The 17,525-nt window shown below is 38.0% G+C and carries 11 protein-coding genes; 3 read left to right on the top strand and 8 right to left on the bottom strand.

Going from position 1 to position 17,525, the window contains the following annotated elements; all coding sequences use genetic code 11:
- Nucleotides 1-12 precede the first annotated feature (12 nt).
- Nucleotides 13-3,003 carry a SusC/RagA family TonB-linked outer membrane protein gene (locus HHL20_RS05375; RefSeq protein WP_169230141.1) on the bottom strand — a complete coding sequence of 997 codons (2,991 nt, stop codon included), beginning with the start codon at nucleotides 3,001-3,003 and terminating at the stop codon, nucleotides 13-15.
- 436 nt (nucleotides 3,004-3,439) lie between these two features.
- A complete protein-coding gene (locus HHL20_RS05370; protein WP_169230140.1) occupies nucleotides 3,440-3,736 on the bottom strand; it encodes a hypothetical protein in 297 nt (98 codons plus the stop codon).
- Between the two features lie 293 nt (nucleotides 3,737-4,029).
- Between HHL20_RS05370 and HHL20_RS05365 the strand changes: the two genes are divergently transcribed.
- From HHL20_RS05365 to HHL20_RS05355, 3 genes are all read left to right on the top strand, one after another.
- Nucleotides 4,030-4,230: a hypothetical protein gene (locus tag HHL20_RS05365; protein WP_169230139.1), complete on the top strand. Its 201-nt coding sequence runs from the start codon at nucleotides 4,030-4,032 to the stop codon at nucleotides 4,228-4,230.
- A 16-nt stretch (nucleotides 4,231-4,246) separates the two neighbouring features.
- Entirely contained in the window at nucleotides 4,247-4,534 is a 288-nt protein-coding gene (locus HHL20_RS05360) for a hypothetical protein (RefSeq protein WP_169230138.1), read from the top strand.
- A 211-nt stretch (nucleotides 4,535-4,745) separates the two neighbouring features.
- Nucleotides 4,746-5,936, top strand: coding sequence for a HEPN-associated N-terminal domain-containing protein (locus HHL20_RS05355; protein ID WP_169230137.1), 1,191 nt, complete (start codon nucleotides 4,746-4,748; stop codon nucleotides 5,934-5,936).
- 68 nt (nucleotides 5,937-6,004) lie between these two features.
- Here HHL20_RS05355 and HHL20_RS05350 read toward each other — a convergent pair whose 3' ends face one another.
- From HHL20_RS05350 to HHL20_RS05325, 6 genes are all read right to left on the bottom strand, one after another.
- Nucleotides 6,005-7,243 (bottom strand): hypothetical protein, encoded by a 1,239-nt coding sequence (locus tag HHL20_RS05350; protein WP_169230136.1) that lies wholly within the window; start codon nucleotides 7,241-7,243, stop codon nucleotides 6,005-6,007.
- Nucleotides 7,236-9,413, bottom strand: coding sequence for a hypothetical protein (locus tag HHL20_RS05345; protein ID WP_169230135.1), 2,178 nt, complete (start codon nucleotides 9,411-9,413; stop codon nucleotides 7,236-7,238). The genes HHL20_RS05350 and HHL20_RS05345 overlap by 8 nt, the downstream gene beginning before the upstream one ends.
- Before the next feature lie 342 nt (nucleotides 9,414-9,755).
- Complete coding sequence (locus tag HHL20_RS05340; protein ID WP_169230134.1) at nucleotides 9,756-9,962, bottom strand: helix-turn-helix domain-containing protein; 207 nt, start codon at nucleotides 9,960-9,962, stop codon at nucleotides 9,756-9,758.
- A gap of 526 nt (nucleotides 9,963-10,488) precedes the next feature.
- Nucleotides 10,489-10,764 (bottom strand): DUF7710 domain-containing protein, encoded by a 276-nt coding sequence (locus HHL20_RS05335; protein WP_228463090.1) that lies wholly within the window; start codon nucleotides 10,762-10,764, stop codon nucleotides 10,489-10,491.
- On the bottom strand, nucleotides 10,764-14,282 hold the full coding sequence (locus HHL20_RS05330) for a DUF6443 domain-containing protein (RefSeq protein WP_169230133.1): 3,519 nt from the start codon (nucleotides 14,280-14,282) through the stop codon (nucleotides 10,764-10,766). The genes HHL20_RS05335 and HHL20_RS05330 overlap by 1 nt, the downstream gene beginning before the upstream one ends.
- Nucleotides 14,283-14,290: 8 nt before the next feature.
- Nucleotides 14,291-17,521, bottom strand: a complete 3,231-nt coding sequence (locus HHL20_RS05325) for a hypothetical protein (protein WP_169230132.1) — start codon at nucleotides 17,519-17,521, stop codon at nucleotides 14,291-14,293.
- Between the last annotated feature and the right edge of the window lie 4 nt (nucleotides 17,522-17,525).

Raw genomic sequence — 17,525 nt, 5'->3', positions numbered from 1 at the left:
GATTGATGTGAATTAAAAAGTCAACTGAAATCCTAAAGAATAGGTTTTTAACGGCGGAAGAAACCCGGTCAGCACAAATTCCGGGTCCAGGCCGAAATAATTCGTAAACGTCAGCAAGTTCTGTCCCTGTACATAGATCATCGCTTCCCTGATCCCGAACTTATGAACCGGGATGCTGTAGTTAAGCTGCACATTCTTCAGGCGTATAAACGAGGCGTCACCAACGGCCGCCGTTGAATTCTGAAATAACGAATGCAGCGTATTTTTCTGAGCCACCGTTCCCGTACTGTACTGCATATAGGTTCCGGTCGGATTGGAAGGTGACCACGCGTCGAGCACTTCCAGCGGCTGGTTGTTCATATTTCCCGGGATAAGCATCTGGCGGTTGTAGTTCCAGTTTCGCTGCTTCACGAACTGGAAAAGAAAGGATGCCGACCAGTTCCTGAACCGGAGCGTATTGGACCAGCCCCCGTAATACTCCACCCCGATCTTCTCGATCACCTGGTTATCGTCCGGTGAGGTCAGCCTGCCGTCCCCGTTAAAATCCTTGAACCGGTAAAGACCCGTAGCGGGATCCACCCCTTCAAACTGGTAGACCTTGACCAGTGTCATCGGATAACCGATGACATACTGGTTGCTGTACGTTGAGCCCGCAAGGTTCGGAAACGCCACCAGCTTGTTCCTGGGAACAGACACATTGACTGCGGTCTCGTACTTCAGCGGGGAGCTTTTCAGCACCTGTACGGAAGCATCAAATTCCCATCCCGTATTCTGGACCGTCGCCGGAAGATTGGACTGTATCGATGGAAACCCCGCCGTAGCAGGCAACGGAATTCCGACCAGCTGGTTGGATGAACTGTTGTTATAATAGGCCGCCGTCACATTGATCCTGCTTCTTAAAAACGACAGCTCGATCGCGGCTTCCTTCTTCACCGTCTTTTCCCAGCTGAAGTTCGGATTGTACAACCGGGACGGCGATAATCCGGTAATTCCGTTGTATACCGATGTAGTAATGCTGTATGTGTTCAGATACTGGTAATCCCCGATCTTGTCATTTCCGGTCGTTCCTATGCTTCCCCGTATTTTGGCAAAGCTTAACCAATTCAGGCCTTTCATAAATGGCTCTTCAGACAAGATCCACGCAGCACCAATGGCCCCGAAATTTCCGAAACGGTTATCAGGCCCAAAGCGGCTTGATCCGTCTCTCCTTCCTGTCAGATTTAAGATGTACCTTTTCCTGTACTGGTAATTCAACCGTGCAAAGGCAGCCGTATAAAAATACTGGCTGTTGACCTGATCCGAGATGATCTTGGTTTTCGCAGCGCCTATATTCCGGATCAGCGCGTTGCTTTCAAAACCGATTCCCTGTATCGCACCCTGCCGGGTCTCAGACTGCTGAAGGGTGGTTCCGATCAAGAGATCAAAGTGATGATCATTCCACGAATACGCTGCCGTAACCTGGGGTTCCAAAAGGTAAGAAAAGCTGGTCTGGTTATTTTTCGATGAAATGGAATTGGCACTCGTCAGTCCGCCCGATGTATTGTACATCGTGTGCGGTTTCAGGCTGAGTTCCTCGAAATTCTGATACGTAATCCCACCATTGAACTTCAGGGAGAGAAAAGGAAACAGCCGGTAAGAGATATTCGTCCCACTGTTGATAAAGTTCGTTGAGTTCAGGTATTCACTGTTGAATAATGCTACCGGATTGGAAAAAGTATTGTTTTCCCAGTTGATATTCCCTGACGCATCATAGAGCGCCGGAGCATTAGGGCTCAGCGTCAGGCTTCTTTTGGTCAGGTCATCATTCTGAACATTGTTCTTCTGGAAAGAGAATGAATTGCTCATGTTGACCTCCAGACGCTTATCCGGCGTCCTGAATGTAAAATTCCCGGTGATGTTATTGGTCTGGTAGCGAAAGTCGGCAGGAAATACCGTCGTCTGCTCCTGATGCCCGTAGCTGATAAGGTATGAAGTATTGTCTGATCCTCCGCTCAGGGACAGCTGCACCACCGAAGCATCTGCCGTCCCTCCAATCAGTTCCTTCTGCCAGTCCGTATACCGGTTCTGATCCCAGGTATTGAGATCATAGGCCGTTGCAGGAATTGTTGCAATTCCGTCATTCTGGAATGCCTGCTTTCTCATCTGTAGGTATTGCGACGTATCCATCATCTTCAGACGATTGGCCACTGTACTTAGGGAATAGGAGGAATTCAGCTTCAGGTCTGTCCTGCCCTTCCTTCCTTTTTTCGTCGTCACAATGATGACCCCGTTCGCACCACGGCTTCCATAAATCGCTGTCGCATCCGCATCCTTCAACACCTCGAAGCTTTCGATATCGTTCGGATTGATCGCGTTCAAAGGACTGATGGATGAATTCGGAAGGACCGTCACTGCGTACAATGAAGGCGTCTCAGAACCCAAAGGTACCCCGTCAATAATATACAGCGGCTCATTCCCTTCCCTACGGATGCTGTTCTTCCCCCGGATCTGGATATCAAAGCCGCCACCGGGCGTTCCGGAGTTCTGCGTGACCGACACTCCGCTCATCCTTCCCTGCACGGATGACAGTACATTTGCGACAGGCTGGTTCTCTATCTCCTTCGAAGAAACCCGTACAATACTTCCCGTCCGCTCCTTGTCACGAACTATATAATATCCTGCATTGACAACCACTTCCTCAATGCTCTGTTCCTTTCGATCCAGCTTAAGATTGACAATTGTTCTACCGTCAAGAGCAATTTTCTTGTCCGCATATTCAGGATGCCGAAAAATGATTGAAGGATTTTCTCCTGTTATTTCTAATTGATATATGCCTTTTGAATTGGTCAAGGTGACCTGGTCACTACCTTCCTGAGAGACCACAACTCCCGAAAGCGGTGATTCATCCTCTCCGACAGTAACGGTTCCCGTCACTGTCCTGGTCTGCGCTTTAATGTTGCCGCATATTACGGTAAACATCAACACAAGACCGATACTTCCTATTTTAGAATAGGATTTTTTCATAGTTTTGTATGGGTTTTAATTTTATTAAAATCCTCGAATAAACTCTAGCTCTTTCCGGGTCTGCAAACTTATGGGAGGAGCTTTTTTTATAATGAGGATGATTCTATTTCATTTCTTCTTATCTATTATTACTACTGGATTCAGGTATTTGAAAACAAAACTTTCGCAGTGCCCTTTGGTAAAGGATTTCCCTAAGATAACCGCAAGGCACCTGAAAGCCATTTAATATGAATGAAATTGTGTCCCGTGAAAGCTTATAAAGCCGCAATGAGTTGTACACCCCATTGTATCGTGTCATTTGATACTATGTTTTTGAAGGTGCTTAGAGAGTGTAGAATATGCGGGCAACATCGTATAAACGAACAACATTTTTCGTCACTCAATTATTGCACTTCATCATGAGTATTTCACAGGCTAGCTGTATGCAAGAAAAAGTCTACTTAAATACATTGTATTTTTGTTCAATCCACTTTTTGATTTCATCGTGTTTATGAATATCGCGAGGAACCTCATTTATAATAATTCGCTCAAGATTATTATATAATGATACCGGCTTATCTTTCCACTTCCAACTATCTGCAAGCGAATTAATAAAATCCCTCATTTCGTATCCCTCTGATCGGTTAAGTTCTTTAGCTTCCTTACCATGTCTGACGTTAGGATTGTCCTTATCGGATTTCGCTGTCCACTTATACTTATCCTTGTAAACCATCTGGTCTTTAGTATATGCCATATTTTTAGTTTTCTTAAAGATACGGCAATCACTTTTTTTTACATTACGGTTTTCCGTAAAGACATTAAAAAAATACTGCTATTTTTAACAACGTAACGCATTGTTTCCCAGTTAATATTATTTTCCGCTTACATGGGTAGAGTGGCCAGTTATTATTACTAATACAATTAGGTAAGAAATAGTGAGGGTCTGATATTGCATCCAAGTTCTTTTTAACTAAATAAACCAGTTTATAATAAGCGGAAAATGAGTAAATTTAAGGTTGATTAGAAAAACGCTTTTAATAATAAAATATGATGGGTAAAGTTGGGATAAAGGATTCAAATCTTAAGCTGATCGGCAGATTTTATGATTACCGTATTTTAGGTGCTTTACTTTTCCTGTATCTAGTGGTCTATTGGTTCCCTGTAAAATTTGTTACAGATTATTTTCATATCGGAGAACTAGAAAATTTCAGGACCTTTATCTGGAGACAACTTATACAGTATCGGTAGGCTCGGGGTCATAGCTATGGAAAATAAATTGACTAACGAAATTGGGGTAATCAGCCATTTCGAAATTGCGAAATGGGCAAGTAATGGATGGTATGAACTCTTTCGGTCAGGCATGTATGAACAAATATCTACTTTGAGGAATCTTATAAAAGCAGGGCTGCCATATAACTTTTTGCTTGACGAGTTTTTTATGCTTGGGCGAGATATTGCCGTCCGTGAAGGAAGAATAGAACCTGGGATCAAAAATGAAATCTTAGAATGTATTATAGAAACCGGACTAAAAATTTATAATAATTCTGGATAGTCAAAACGTCTGAGATATGATATACAATACCAGTTGAACTGGCTATGGAAGAACTTCCTTTTGGCTGACAAACAATATCAGGTAATAATTGAGAAATATAAACAAAGAATCGAGGAGGCAATATCTGGATGTGATTATTATCAAGTACCGGAATAAGAAAAGCTAAGATGCATTTTGAGATTACAACAACTATAATTAAACAAAACAATATATGAGCGGTGTAATGGAAGAAGCAGAACGCTTCTGGGCTTTGGGCCTAAATTCTATACCTGACAAGCAAGTATGCAACAGACATATCAATGAATATGCAATTAGGAATTTTATTAGGCGGAACGCTGAGGATGGAACGTGTGATTATTGCGGTAAAGAAACCAAAGTTGTAGAACTCGAAGAGTTGGTAATATTTTTAATGGAAACCGTCTGCAGCTTTTATACTGATCCAGCCGATTTTATGTCCTACAATGGAAGAGAGGGAGGTTACCTAGGAACACTTTACGACTCAAATGAAATTTTGCAAGAGCACTTCCAGCTTGATATCACCGAGCAGGAACTTTTTAATGATGTATTTAGCTCTATAGATCTTTCAAGGGAATGGGGAAATGAATTTGATTACCGTGATAGTCCAGCTGATACTTTAAAATTTAGTTGGGACTATTTTAAGGATGTCGTACAACATCGATCACGATATTATTTCGGTATGGCAAAAGATTTAAACTCTATCGACTACAAGCTTATGCCCGAAGAAATTCTAAAAGAAATAGGAAAAAACATCAAGAAATACCACCTTATTAAAACAATGCCAGTAAATACCCCACTTTTTCGGTGTCGACAGCATAAAGGCAATGATATCTCAGTTAAGTATGCAGGAGGAATGACCTCTCCACCACAGGCTTTTGCTACACAGCCAAACAGGATGAGTCCAGCCGGTATTTCAATGTTTTACGGCGCTTTTGAAGAAGAAACTGCTATCATAGAAACTGTGCAATTCGAAAAAAGGGAAAGTAGGTTTTATACAACTGCTATTTTTAATACAAAGCGAGCACTCAATATTATCGATCTGTCGGCTCTACCGAAAGTGCCAAGTCCCTTTGATGTAACAAGACGAAATCATTATTATGCACTTATCTTTCTTACCAATTTCGTAAAGGATCTTGCCAAGCCTTTACTCGATAAAAATATGGTGCATATTGATTATATCCCTACCCAGATCATTACCGAATATTTTAGATTCCCTTTTTCTGATCGATTACCCAAAGCCCAAAGAATAGACGGCATTATTTACCCTTCTTCACGTAACGGAAAAAAAGCTTGCGTCCTCTTCTTCGATAACGAAGAAAGTTTAGAAGCTCTTTCATTTGATCCCTCCTCTATAAAGAAGGTAAAAAATATCATGAAATTTTGATGATAATAAAAATTTACTAAAATAATACAATAAAAATTAATATCCACGCAGCTATTTTAAAGTTATCATTATTGACCACCCTTTTCCGGAAGGTAACTCGAAAGTAATAATTCTACAATTTCTTCTCCGAGTTTTTCAGAATAGATGGCAAAAGCATGATCAAGTAAATCACGGTTGAGTTTTGAAAATGCTAGTTTTCCAAATTCATTTTCGTGAAAGCGTGTTCGCACTGCGTCCTCATACCAGTTTTTTATATTTTCATATCTATCATCTTGACCATCCTCAAGCATCTCAAGCAATTCATGAAGTGAGCGATCATTTCTAGCCGCTCGTTTATAAGTTTTATAAAGTTTATTCACTTGCCACAAAATATTTTCATCATTATACTTTCCGAAAAGTTGAAATACATTTACGTTACCATGTTCAGGGGCCAAATCTCTTAGATCTTGGTCTCCGATGAATTGTTTCCATCGTTCTGAATCCCTGGGACATTTAATTTTCAGATCAAGTGCGACTATCTCTTCCTTCTCGTCGAATATTGGCTCAAAAACCAAATCGCGGCTAAACCCAGATATATATGGATTTAGGTGAAAAATATCTGAAAATAATAATTTCCCCTTATTGGCTGAATTGCAAACATAGTCGCTTGGCACTAAATTGAATAATGAAACTGCAAGCATTGGATGATCTACTTGGCTAAAAAAATGATCCAAATGATATTGGTCAACAACCTTACCAGTTAGTGGATTATTAGTATGCTTAGCCTTCGAAATGTTACAATAAGAACAATAATCAGAAATATCCTTTTTATAAAAGAAGTCTTTAACCTCATCACCTAAAAAATTGTACGAAAATGCCTCATACATTACATCCTTGGACACTCGTTCAGTAATATCAAAACTAGCAAATAAATCATCATGAAAACCTTTGATCAGATTTGGCTCACCGATTATTAAGGTTTTTAGGCTATCGTTACCAATATCTAAAATATAGTCTGTTAGCTCAATTAGTTTCGAAAAATCAACGTCAATCACCTCTTTCGCATCAGTTTGGTAGGTCCTGATCTTTTGTTTATATACCGCCTTATTAAAACTTGACTTAGGTGTTTTAGGCTTTACCATCGTATCTACAATGTTTTTAGTTATTGTTTTTACCTCACCAATATCATCATCATCTACTGTGTCTGGATCATTCAAATGACTAAGCGAAATTTTTAATAACCTCAATCTCTCCAAAACTAGTGGCTGAATTAAGTTGTAATACTCAGTTTTGAAATTGTCGATTTTAGGTAACTGTATCTTAATCATTATTGCGATTTTTAAAGTTGTCTAAACTAGCTTTCAAAAATGAATCACCTATGTTTTGTAATAAAGCCGAATCATCAGGCATCATTTCACTCTTTTTAATACGATTTATCGCATCCTTGATTTTGTTCTCTGCAAATTCACCCATCAAAGTTCCTGTAATAAAAAAACCGTCAGCTAATAGATCATTGATATTGGCAGCGAAGGTTTGAGATGCTGGAATTTTGGGAATTGCTCTACCAGTCTTGGGAGAAGGCTCAAGCAACAAAATATTCTCGCTAGGTAAATCCGACAAAATAAAAGGAGAATGCGTTAGCAAAAGAATATTTACAGAAGTAATACGGGTACTTTCTCGTTGAGAAAGTCCTTTTAATTCGCGCAATAGTCTGTCAATAAACCGTCTTTGGTATTCTGGATGGAAATAAAGCTCGATCTCATCATAAACGATATTTATTGCGGTGTACTTTGAACGCTTACCTCTCCCCGAATGGGCAGATTGCAGATTATTAATGTGATAGATTACAGATTGGAGTGTATGGATCATCTGTTGTTCGCCCGAACTCAGATCAGTAAATTTTGAGAGGTGTTTATTGCTGTCCGAAAGTTCGAAATCGATATCGAATATAGAGGGTGGAAGTCTGGTCATGATATTTGACTTCGCCGTACCGTTAGACCATTCAAAAATTTCTTCCAAACCGTAGTTAAATAAAATCCCATACTTTCCTTGAAGTTGAGATTTTTTAACACTAAACATTTCCTCCCCCTTTGTTTCAAGACAGTAAACCAAAAAATGTACGGCCTGCTTCAATTTGTAAGTAATATGACTACCATCGTCAAAGAGATCCTTAAAAAATTTTGTATTCTGAATAAAAGGAGTCTTCTCACTAAATTGATATCCTGTTCCAAACCACGGATATTTTACTGGAATACTATCTATTTTATTAATAATGTAGTTGCAAATAATATCTTTAAGCTCAAAATCAACAGTCATTAATTTTTTTTGCTGCCTAAAATTTAGATAGTCAGCAAGAAAGGTTATCAGTAAATTTCTTTCCCTCAACGGGGCGGTAAGTTCATTGTTAATGAAACGAACATGTTTGGGAATGGCTTCAATCTTGTTCCTATTTAATTTGAATATCACTTTATTGATAAATCTATCATCACTTACAAAAACTTTCTCATTGTAATCGGCAATATTCCATTCGTGAAGTTTATTTGCCAGAAGTCTGTAACGAGCAAAGTTCATCTCAGAATTAATATTAAAATTACCTTCGGTTCGCATTGGATTAATCACTATTGGCGCTGTATATCCATCATTTTTATGGAACAATGAATTTATCCAATCACCAACATGATGTGAATTCAGCGCATAATGGGAATGATTTACGGCAATCGTGTAAAAAAAATAACTTGAAAGATTTTTACTGATAGCCCTTGGTTTAGACAATGGATTATCAGCGTCAATTATATTTGTGAGAGGCGTTGCATCAAGGTCAAGCAGCAAACGGTTATAAGCTCCATTCAATTCGAAATATATTTCAGCTTTAAGATCCTTACGAAATGATAAAATATCAGCCTCTCTAATTTTGTTTGCCTTTAGTTCATCATTTAGAAATTTTTTACGTTCTTGTAAATCTCTTTTTTGGGTAGTAAAAGATAATAACTTATTTTCTACATTTTTTAGAAATTCAGGATCGTTAACATTTTCTTTATCGGTAATCCACTTCCTCAAATCCCTCTCACTCCTCGCTAAATCTAATTCTCGCAATCGAAAGTTCAGTTTCTCATCTTCTAATTCCTTATTAGCTGAAATGATTGTGTTTAGATTCGGTTTAAGTATATCCGTATTGATGCAATGCAGATAAATACAGGAGAACAGTAACTCAACAAGTGTGCTTTTCCCAGAGCCGTTTTTTCCGGCAATAGCCGAAACACTAATTCTTAAAGATTTTCCATCTTGAGAGCTTTGATTATATATCTTATTTGGAAATGTAGAATCTTTCTTAATTGATACTACATCCTTGTTATTAATCCCAGTTATGGGCAATCCCTTGGAATCTAAGAAAGAGTATGAATTATAAATGGGGTAGATCGTGCCAGGATTAAGATTTTTTACGAAACGCTTATGGCATCCCTTCAAAGGGCGAATTGCTAAGAGCTTAAAATCAGACATGAGTTAATTAATTTTTGTAAATCTAATAATTCTAATTCGATTCTGACTACAATTTCGCAGCCTACCTGACCTCAAAATATTGTATTTAAGTAAAAAACATTTACAACCTTAATAGTTTTGAAATCAAATCAAGGTCTGCAGTTGCCAAAGAAAGCTTAACACCCGACGGATATTCTAAAGTGATCTTAAGCCGTTCACACCCACCTTTATCTTCCCTGTTCTTAATTTTATAGACCTCATTCTGTGATGGCTACGACGACATTAGAAGGCTTTGCTTGTCTGCAATTGACTATTGTAACGTTTGTAAAAATTTAGATTTTTAGCATTTAAAGTTTGAGAGAACTATACTATAAATCTCTTAAGAAACGGATCAATAGCATACTTGGGAATATAAACGAATTTTCCTTCGTTATATTTAGGGATCTTATTGGTAGAAACTATACGACGTAAAGTAGATTCCGCAATTTTGTATTTTGAAAGAATTTCACCAATACTGTAGCAATCTTTGATGGCAGGCTTTTGCTTAACATTGGAGAAAGATCTTTGCACATATCTTGATTCTAACTGATTGCAAAATAACTCATCAATATCTCTTTTAGAATCCTTGTCTTTCTAGCAGAGAGATTAATAGCATTCAACCTTCCTCCTTTAGCCTCAACTGTTGTGGTATCTTGGAAATGTGGGTTTGTGATGTGATTGTCCTTTAAAAAGGTGAATTCTTATAAATGAAGATTTCTGCTCTACAAGGAGATTGTGATTTTCATCGATGAATTTTTTTCTCTTTTAAAAATCCAATGAAAATCTTAGACTATAATCTCCAATCATAATATCTGATAAGCGAATTTGTCTACTTGTTCTACCTTCTAAGGCAAAATATAGAAAAAGTGTAGTTTCGGCACCATTTAAAAAATTGCCCTGCAATTTCATCAGATTACTTGAACTTATAACGCTAATCTGATATTTCCAACCTGATCTTTATATGATGAATATTATTTTAGATTTTTATTTAATTTAAAAAAAATATAGCATTGAAAATCAACACTATATCTATTGCTTGTTTAGAACATTATAAGACTTATACTAATTCACCATTTTCGTAATGAAAATGTTCCATTGATGCGCATGTAAATCTTTGAATAAATCTTGATTCTTTTTGATAGTCATTTCTAACAGTAAAAAAATCTTTTTCTATTGCCCAATCGTAAAGTCCTATATCTACAGGATATATATTTAATATTCCAGTTAATGAATATTTTTTTATCCATTCTTCTGCATTTTCTAATGTAGTAAAAATCCCTGCTGGAAAATTTGATTCTTCTCCAATAAAAATATACATTTCATTTATTTCCATTATTTATTTTTTAAGTAGTTATGATATTTTTGATAATTATTTATTTTATTTCCTGCACCCCGTATAGCTGATTTATTTTTTTCAACTATTGTTTGTTGTGACTTACTTAATTCTGAACTACCTTTAATCGGTTTACCATTAGCTCCTATTTTAGTACTATTTCCTCCTCCCTTTACATGCAAATGCGCAGGAGCATGATCACCAGATTTATAGTAATGTTCGATAGTAATTCCGTTTTCATTTACTATTGTCTTATTTGGCAATGTAGGCTCTGTAAACTTTCCGGTCTTTGATTTTCCAGCCTGTTGTAAGCTTTTTATTTCCTCAAGACCTTTTAAAGCCGGAGCCTTTCCTCCTTGTGCCATCAACATTCCTTCCGGACCACCCGCGACAGCTAAACCAATTGTTGCTAAATCTCCAATTGTATTTACAACTTTTTCTTTGGTTGTCTCTACAGGGACTCCGGTTTGTAAAACCAAACCTCCTATTTCGTCAACTACATACTTATTTCGGATCTTATCTCCTATAACTGAATTAATCCCTCTACCCACTAAATTTGAGACAGACGCACGAACACTATTGATACCCCCTGCAATCATACTCGCAAACTCCATTGGATCGTCCGGTAAACTGGAATCATTATTATTTATAGATTCTGCTTCCAATCCTTCCAGTTCCCTGTGTGATATAACTTTATTTTCAGAGAAATTAAACGGTGACTGATATGCATACTGTTCCGCCAATGGGTCGACATTAAAGAACCTTACATATGTCGGATCATAGTTTCTCCATTTAAAGGAACTCCACCCGGTGTCCTGTTGCTTTTCCTGCTCCTGAAATGCATAGGTGTAATTAGTAGACATGGAACCGTATGTATTTAAACTTCCTCCAAATTCCAGCCCGAAAGGGTAAAAATCGGTAGTTCTATCAATTGTAACAATCCCGTTGTCATTTTTAAAGAACGTTAATCTGATGTTTCCAATCTGATCTTTATACTGGTAAAAATACTTATTTTTCATGAAATCAAAATACCCTTCCGAAGTAGATACAAATTGCAACACCGTTAAAGGGTCACCAAATACAGTTCCTGTGTTTTCTGCATTATACTGGAATCCGTCTAGATATTCCGTTGTAATAGAAGCATCCGCCTGAGTACGTCCGGAAAAATAATTATGAACTTTTTTAAGCTTGCTTCCATCTGCACGGTAGATATACGTAGTATTTTTATATACTGTAATTCCGCTATGTCCAAATCGATCTTGTCTTACCACCGATTGATTAAATTTCACATAATTCGGTAGGTTGAGATAATTGTACTTAATCTCCAAAAATCCCTTATCTATCTGATTTGTCATATTGGCGTTCTCATCATACGTAATCACATTTCCCGACGTATCTGGATAACCAAAATAGTTTCCTGAGCCGTCAATTACCGTATCAAGCCTGTTTCCGGTGTAGGAATACGTCAAATCATCCATCAGTTGAGCTCCGATGTTCTCAGCTTCCCTATTTCTTTTAAGGGTTAAAACGTTCCCGTTGAGGTCATAAGTCAACAGCTCATTATAATAGTTATTCTCAGGAATCGAAGCATTAGGCTCGGAATAAATACCTCTTTTCAGCCTTCCCATCGGGTCGTACTGGTAAGAATATCTTTTTAAACCGTTACCCCCAGAAGCGATCCAGTCAATCTCCGCAATATTCCCAATATAATAAGGCGCAGAAAGGTTTGTATTTGTCGGATTATTAAATTTAACTTCATATGCAAATAATTTACTTCCTAAACTCTGTGGATTGTTGACTTTGGTAAGCCATCCCTGAATGTTATATGAATAATCAATACTTTCAAGCGGGCTTGCCGGATTTGTACCGCCCACTTTTTTATTCTTTAACTGTGAGAGTTCGTTGTACTCGTTTTGAGCCAGTATTTCGACAGGATTGCTGTTAACCTGATGTTTGTGTATAAGTAACCTGTTTTGGTGATCGTAGCCAAACGTTTCCGTAATTACCTTTTCCGTGTCGGTAATAAGTCTTTTATGGTAAGTAATGCTTTTTTCTACCGTTTTTCCCAAAAAGCTGAGTAATAAATCGTTGTTGGTATATCCACCCAGATGATTTGCTGATTTCGTAGCAATGACATTCCCCGCTGTATCGTAATAGCTAAATGTTTTCGTCCAGCCGTTATTTTCGACATTTTTCATATAGGAAGCTGTTAACAGCCCGTTAGTCGAAGCATCGTTATTCGCATCGAGTGTCTGGGGCAGTACCCACTGCCCTAAAACAGTTTGAGGAATCGCAGGGGCTTCCTGCGAGTAGGTATCGTAATAATTAACTGTTAAAAGCGTAATATTTGCTGAAGGAAAAGCAAGATTCCGGTAATATAAATTTGTCCCGCTAAGCGTAATCGGGCTCGTAATTCTGGATTCATTGTTTAACGAGGTGGAGGTAATATTATCTACTTCGGTCTGTATCGCCTGTCTAGAATCCGAATTGGGATAAAACCCAGTATAAACTACTCTTCCGGATTCATCATATTTGTTGAAAATCCAGCCTCTGCTTTGGAAATTGTTGTTGGTGGTTTTAAGTACTGCATCCTGCTTTAACACCAGTCTGTCCTGCTTATCGTACACAAAATACTCCCAGTCTTTATTAGGCAGCTTTTTCTCTGCCAAACGGTTTTTCCCGTCATATCGGTACTGGTAGCATAGATTATTCAACACTTCATCGGGAATCGGAGTTCCTGCGGGTAGGTTTTTAATCGTATCCGAAGCCTTTGGTGGGATAATAAATGCCTGTTGGTTGTATTCATTATATACATAATAGGTATCGGCATTTTCTGAAATGCTTAAGACTCTTCTTACAAGCAAAAGCTGTCCCCGTCCGTTGGTATATTCGTAAATGACATTTCCGTCTTCATCTGTAGCTTTCTTTTTGTAAATCGTTCCTGCCTTATAATATCCGCCTGTTCCTCCAACCCTGGCTCCTGAATTAGTGATTCCCTCTACCGTATTGGTTGTTGTGGAATACACCCGAATATCATTTGCTGAATTTGCCAGATACTCATACCGAATAGGCTTACTTGTCCAATCATTCCCGACTTTCGTTTGTTCCTGCAATCGGTCTAAAGGGGAATTTTCGAGCTTTTTCTCTGCAAAAATCTTTTCACTACCATAAATTATGGGATTCGTGGCATTGGTTAAGGGACTAGTCACCAGATTTCCGTTTAATGTGTTTGATTGTGGAACGGGTAAATAATCTTTTACCTGTCTTCCGAATCCGTCATATTCAATATGGGTAACAACATCCTTCTGTGTTGGGGAAGCCTTAACATTAACAATCTGCTTAGGTCTGCCAAGCCCGTCGAAATAATCAACGGTAACTGACTGCTTAACACAGTCCGCACTAAGGCATTCAATGTTTTGAATAAAATTCTCATTGGAGGTCGGAACCTGTGCATAGCTGATTCCTGCGACCATCAAGCAGAGAAACGATAATGTTTTCTTTGTACTATATTTCTTCATATCTGTGATTATTGCTGATATTTATAATTGTTCTTTTTAGCTGTTTTTATAATATCCGTTCCTGAAGTATCTTTCAATTTGATATTTCCTTCCTTGAGCCTACCAAAAGAATCATAAACAAAGCTTTCCCTGACTCCTGTAGGTGGTGTAATGCTGGTAACACCGATCAGTGGGTCATATGTGTAGGTAGTCACTTTCTTTCCGGATAATGCTGATTCTTTTCTAAAACTGTTCAGGGCATTTAATAACAAACCTTCCTTGCTTGGATCTATAGCATCGTCATTAGAAGCTGAGATAATCGTTGAGGTTGTTGCTAAAGCCATAATTCCGTCATAGGTCATTCCTTCTACTTTTGCAATCGGCTGGGTTGTATTATACCCCCAGATTATCGTCACAGGAACACCGTCTTTTGTCGTGTACTGAACAATATTTCCTTTATCATCGTACCGATCAAAAGTTACCTCTGTAGACGAGCTATTGTTTAATACATTGTAGGATTTTACAGACAATGGTAATACAAAGCTTTCGGCTGGTATTGTCGGTAACGATATCGGGTAAATTGTTTCTGTTTTATCAATTGTTTTGGTAACGCTTCCGGTTGACAGATTTTCAGTAGTTTCCAATGGAATACCCACCATATTCCTGTCGATCATGAGCTGGTTTCCTTTCTCATGGGCGTAGCTGTAATTGGTTTCGCTCACCACGGCATCAGGCTGAATGTTTTTTTCTTTGGTTAGCTGAAAATGAGATGGATTATTATAAAAATACTGCAACTCTGTTTTGATGGGGTTTAATCCGTTTGTGTCATATTCAAATATTTTTTTAGAAGACAAGTAATTAAATTCGCTTCGTAACTCATAACTGTTTACAGAATAAGTATTCTGATCCGGCATCTGTGTACCATCGGAGGTGTCTGTATCAGTGATTCTTTCATACAGTTTTCCCACAAAATTATCCACCGTTTTATCATAAACTGGATTTCGGGCATAGACGTATTCCTCTGAACGTAGTGTAATAAATTGATTACCTTCTTTCCGGATGATGCTCTTTTTTAATTGATTCCCTGCAACTAAAGAATTGGTAAACATAGTCCCTCTTACTAGCTCTTGACATACCGGCACCGGCATACCGTCCTGCGCTGCATTGAACTCATGAACAATTCCTCCTCTTTCAAAATTTTCCCCGAAACTTTCTATTACATTCGGATACATAATGGAATATCCATCCAAAGAATATAAACTGGTTTTAAAATTAGAATACATAGTGTGCTTTTCCTGTCCGTCTTTGATGGTATGGTCTACATTACGCAGATAATCAGGTTCCATTGTTGCCGGAATTCCCGAGCTTTGTTCAGGATTTTGCAGGGTGCCGTAATAATATTTTTTTGTCTCAACGTTTCCGTTATTGTCGTAATCCCGTGTTTTGGAGACTCTGACTCCTCCTACAGGCTCGTTTACTTTAACAGTATAGGGCGCACCTGCCGGAGCTTTTACAAAGGCATTAGCGCCTAAACAAGGTCTCTGTACCCGGCTTTTAATTTTGTAGTTCACTCCTGCAACCAAATCTACTGCGATATTTGCCGGAGTTTCATTAGTGGACAAACTTTTAATAGTGGCTCCTGTATTGGCATTAATGATACTAGCAGTTACCTGCGGAGGGTGTACTGGATCATCAGCCCCACAGTCTCTCCACGCCACAGCATACAAAGTTGCCGTAACATTCCCACTTACTGTAAACACCGGAGAAAATGCTTCATATCCATATCCTACAGATTCTGAAATAGTAACGTCCGTTATAGTTTGAGGTGAGGGAGTAATGGTTTTATCTTTTGATATGGAATTGGGCTCATAAACAAATTCCGTCTTTCCTTTGGTTGGATAATATATGTTTTTCAACATCCCTTTTGCGGTATATCCAAAATCAGGTTTCCTGTTAGAAGATATATTTTGAAAGGCATTATAAACCGCATCAGTATTATTATACGGATCATAATTAACTGTATTATTATAAATGATATTTTGATTATGAGCACCATTAAAATACCCATAAATATCCTTAGCAAAAGAATGTCGTGGGGCTAATTGATCCGGCGAGTAATAATCAAATGAATATCTTGAAATGCTTTCACCAGTAGGTGTTACTTCCTTTATATTTTTTAAGAAAATGTGTTTTTCATTTGCATTGGTATAGATATTAAATAAGTATGTACTTATAGAAGGGGAAACAAATGTGTCATAGCTGAAAGTATATGTTTTTAACGGGCTCAAGGCATTATAAACCTCAACGGAAATAAGCTGTTTGGATTCAGAAGAATTTGTATCAATTTTCTGGTAATTAAATTTTACTTTTTTATTGTTGATTTGGGCTTCCTGTAAAAACGGGACTTCATGACGAAGCTCATTATAACAGGGAGTCTTTAAAACAGCAGGAGATAACGACCAGCTTGTACCCCCTGCAACGGCTGTCTGATAATAGGACTGTTTATATTGAAAATTTTCTTTTGCATAAGTAAAAACAGCTTCCTGCCCATCAATAGTTTTTATTTTGGTTAAGTACCAGGAGGTGTCATTTAAAGCGGGAGGAACTACGCCTCCGCAATGGCTCCTGTTAAAAGAACTTTCAACAGCATTTTCCCCACCGAAATAATATTCTGTTCCGTCTGTATCGGTAATTTTAAATTTGGGAGTAGAGTTGTTAGGAGAAGCTAATTTTTCAATTTTAATACTGGAAGGATTGATTTGTACAATCATATTCCCGTCAAAGAAAAACTTTCCGGAATTACTTAAAAAATTAAAACTGAAAATATCTTTTTCCGTATCTGCCGTTCCCGTTGTAATGAGTGCAGCTTCAGGGCTGTCTACATTACAAAGTCCAGCTGTATTTACTGTATAAAAAGGAAACTGCAAATCGTCCAGATCATTAATTTGTCTGGAAATCACACCTCCTGTAACCAGGTTCCAGTCTATTCCTAATTGTTTTGCTACACCATCCACCTGAACCCCGTTTGAATTATAAGTAACATTAACCGGAATAGAGATTCCCGCTTCTTCCAGTGTATAAATATTTAAATTGATGTTGGGTGAGCCTGTAAACAATCCAATCGGGACATTTCCGTATTTTCCGAGTTCGGAAGCCTGTGGGGAAGACGGGACTATTTTAGGTAGAAAATCTTCATCCTGTGTTTGAGCAAAGGAAAATTGTGTAGCTATTAAACCAATAGCTATGATGAGTTTTTTCATAGTT

The organism is Chryseobacterium cheonjiense, assembly GCF_012927265.1.
Lineage (GTDB): Bacteria > Bacteroidota > Bacteroidia > Flavobacteriales > Weeksellaceae > Chryseobacterium > Chryseobacterium cheonjiense.
Note: the sequence above shows the minus strand (reverse complement) of the source record. Positions and strands in the feature narration are given on the sequence as shown.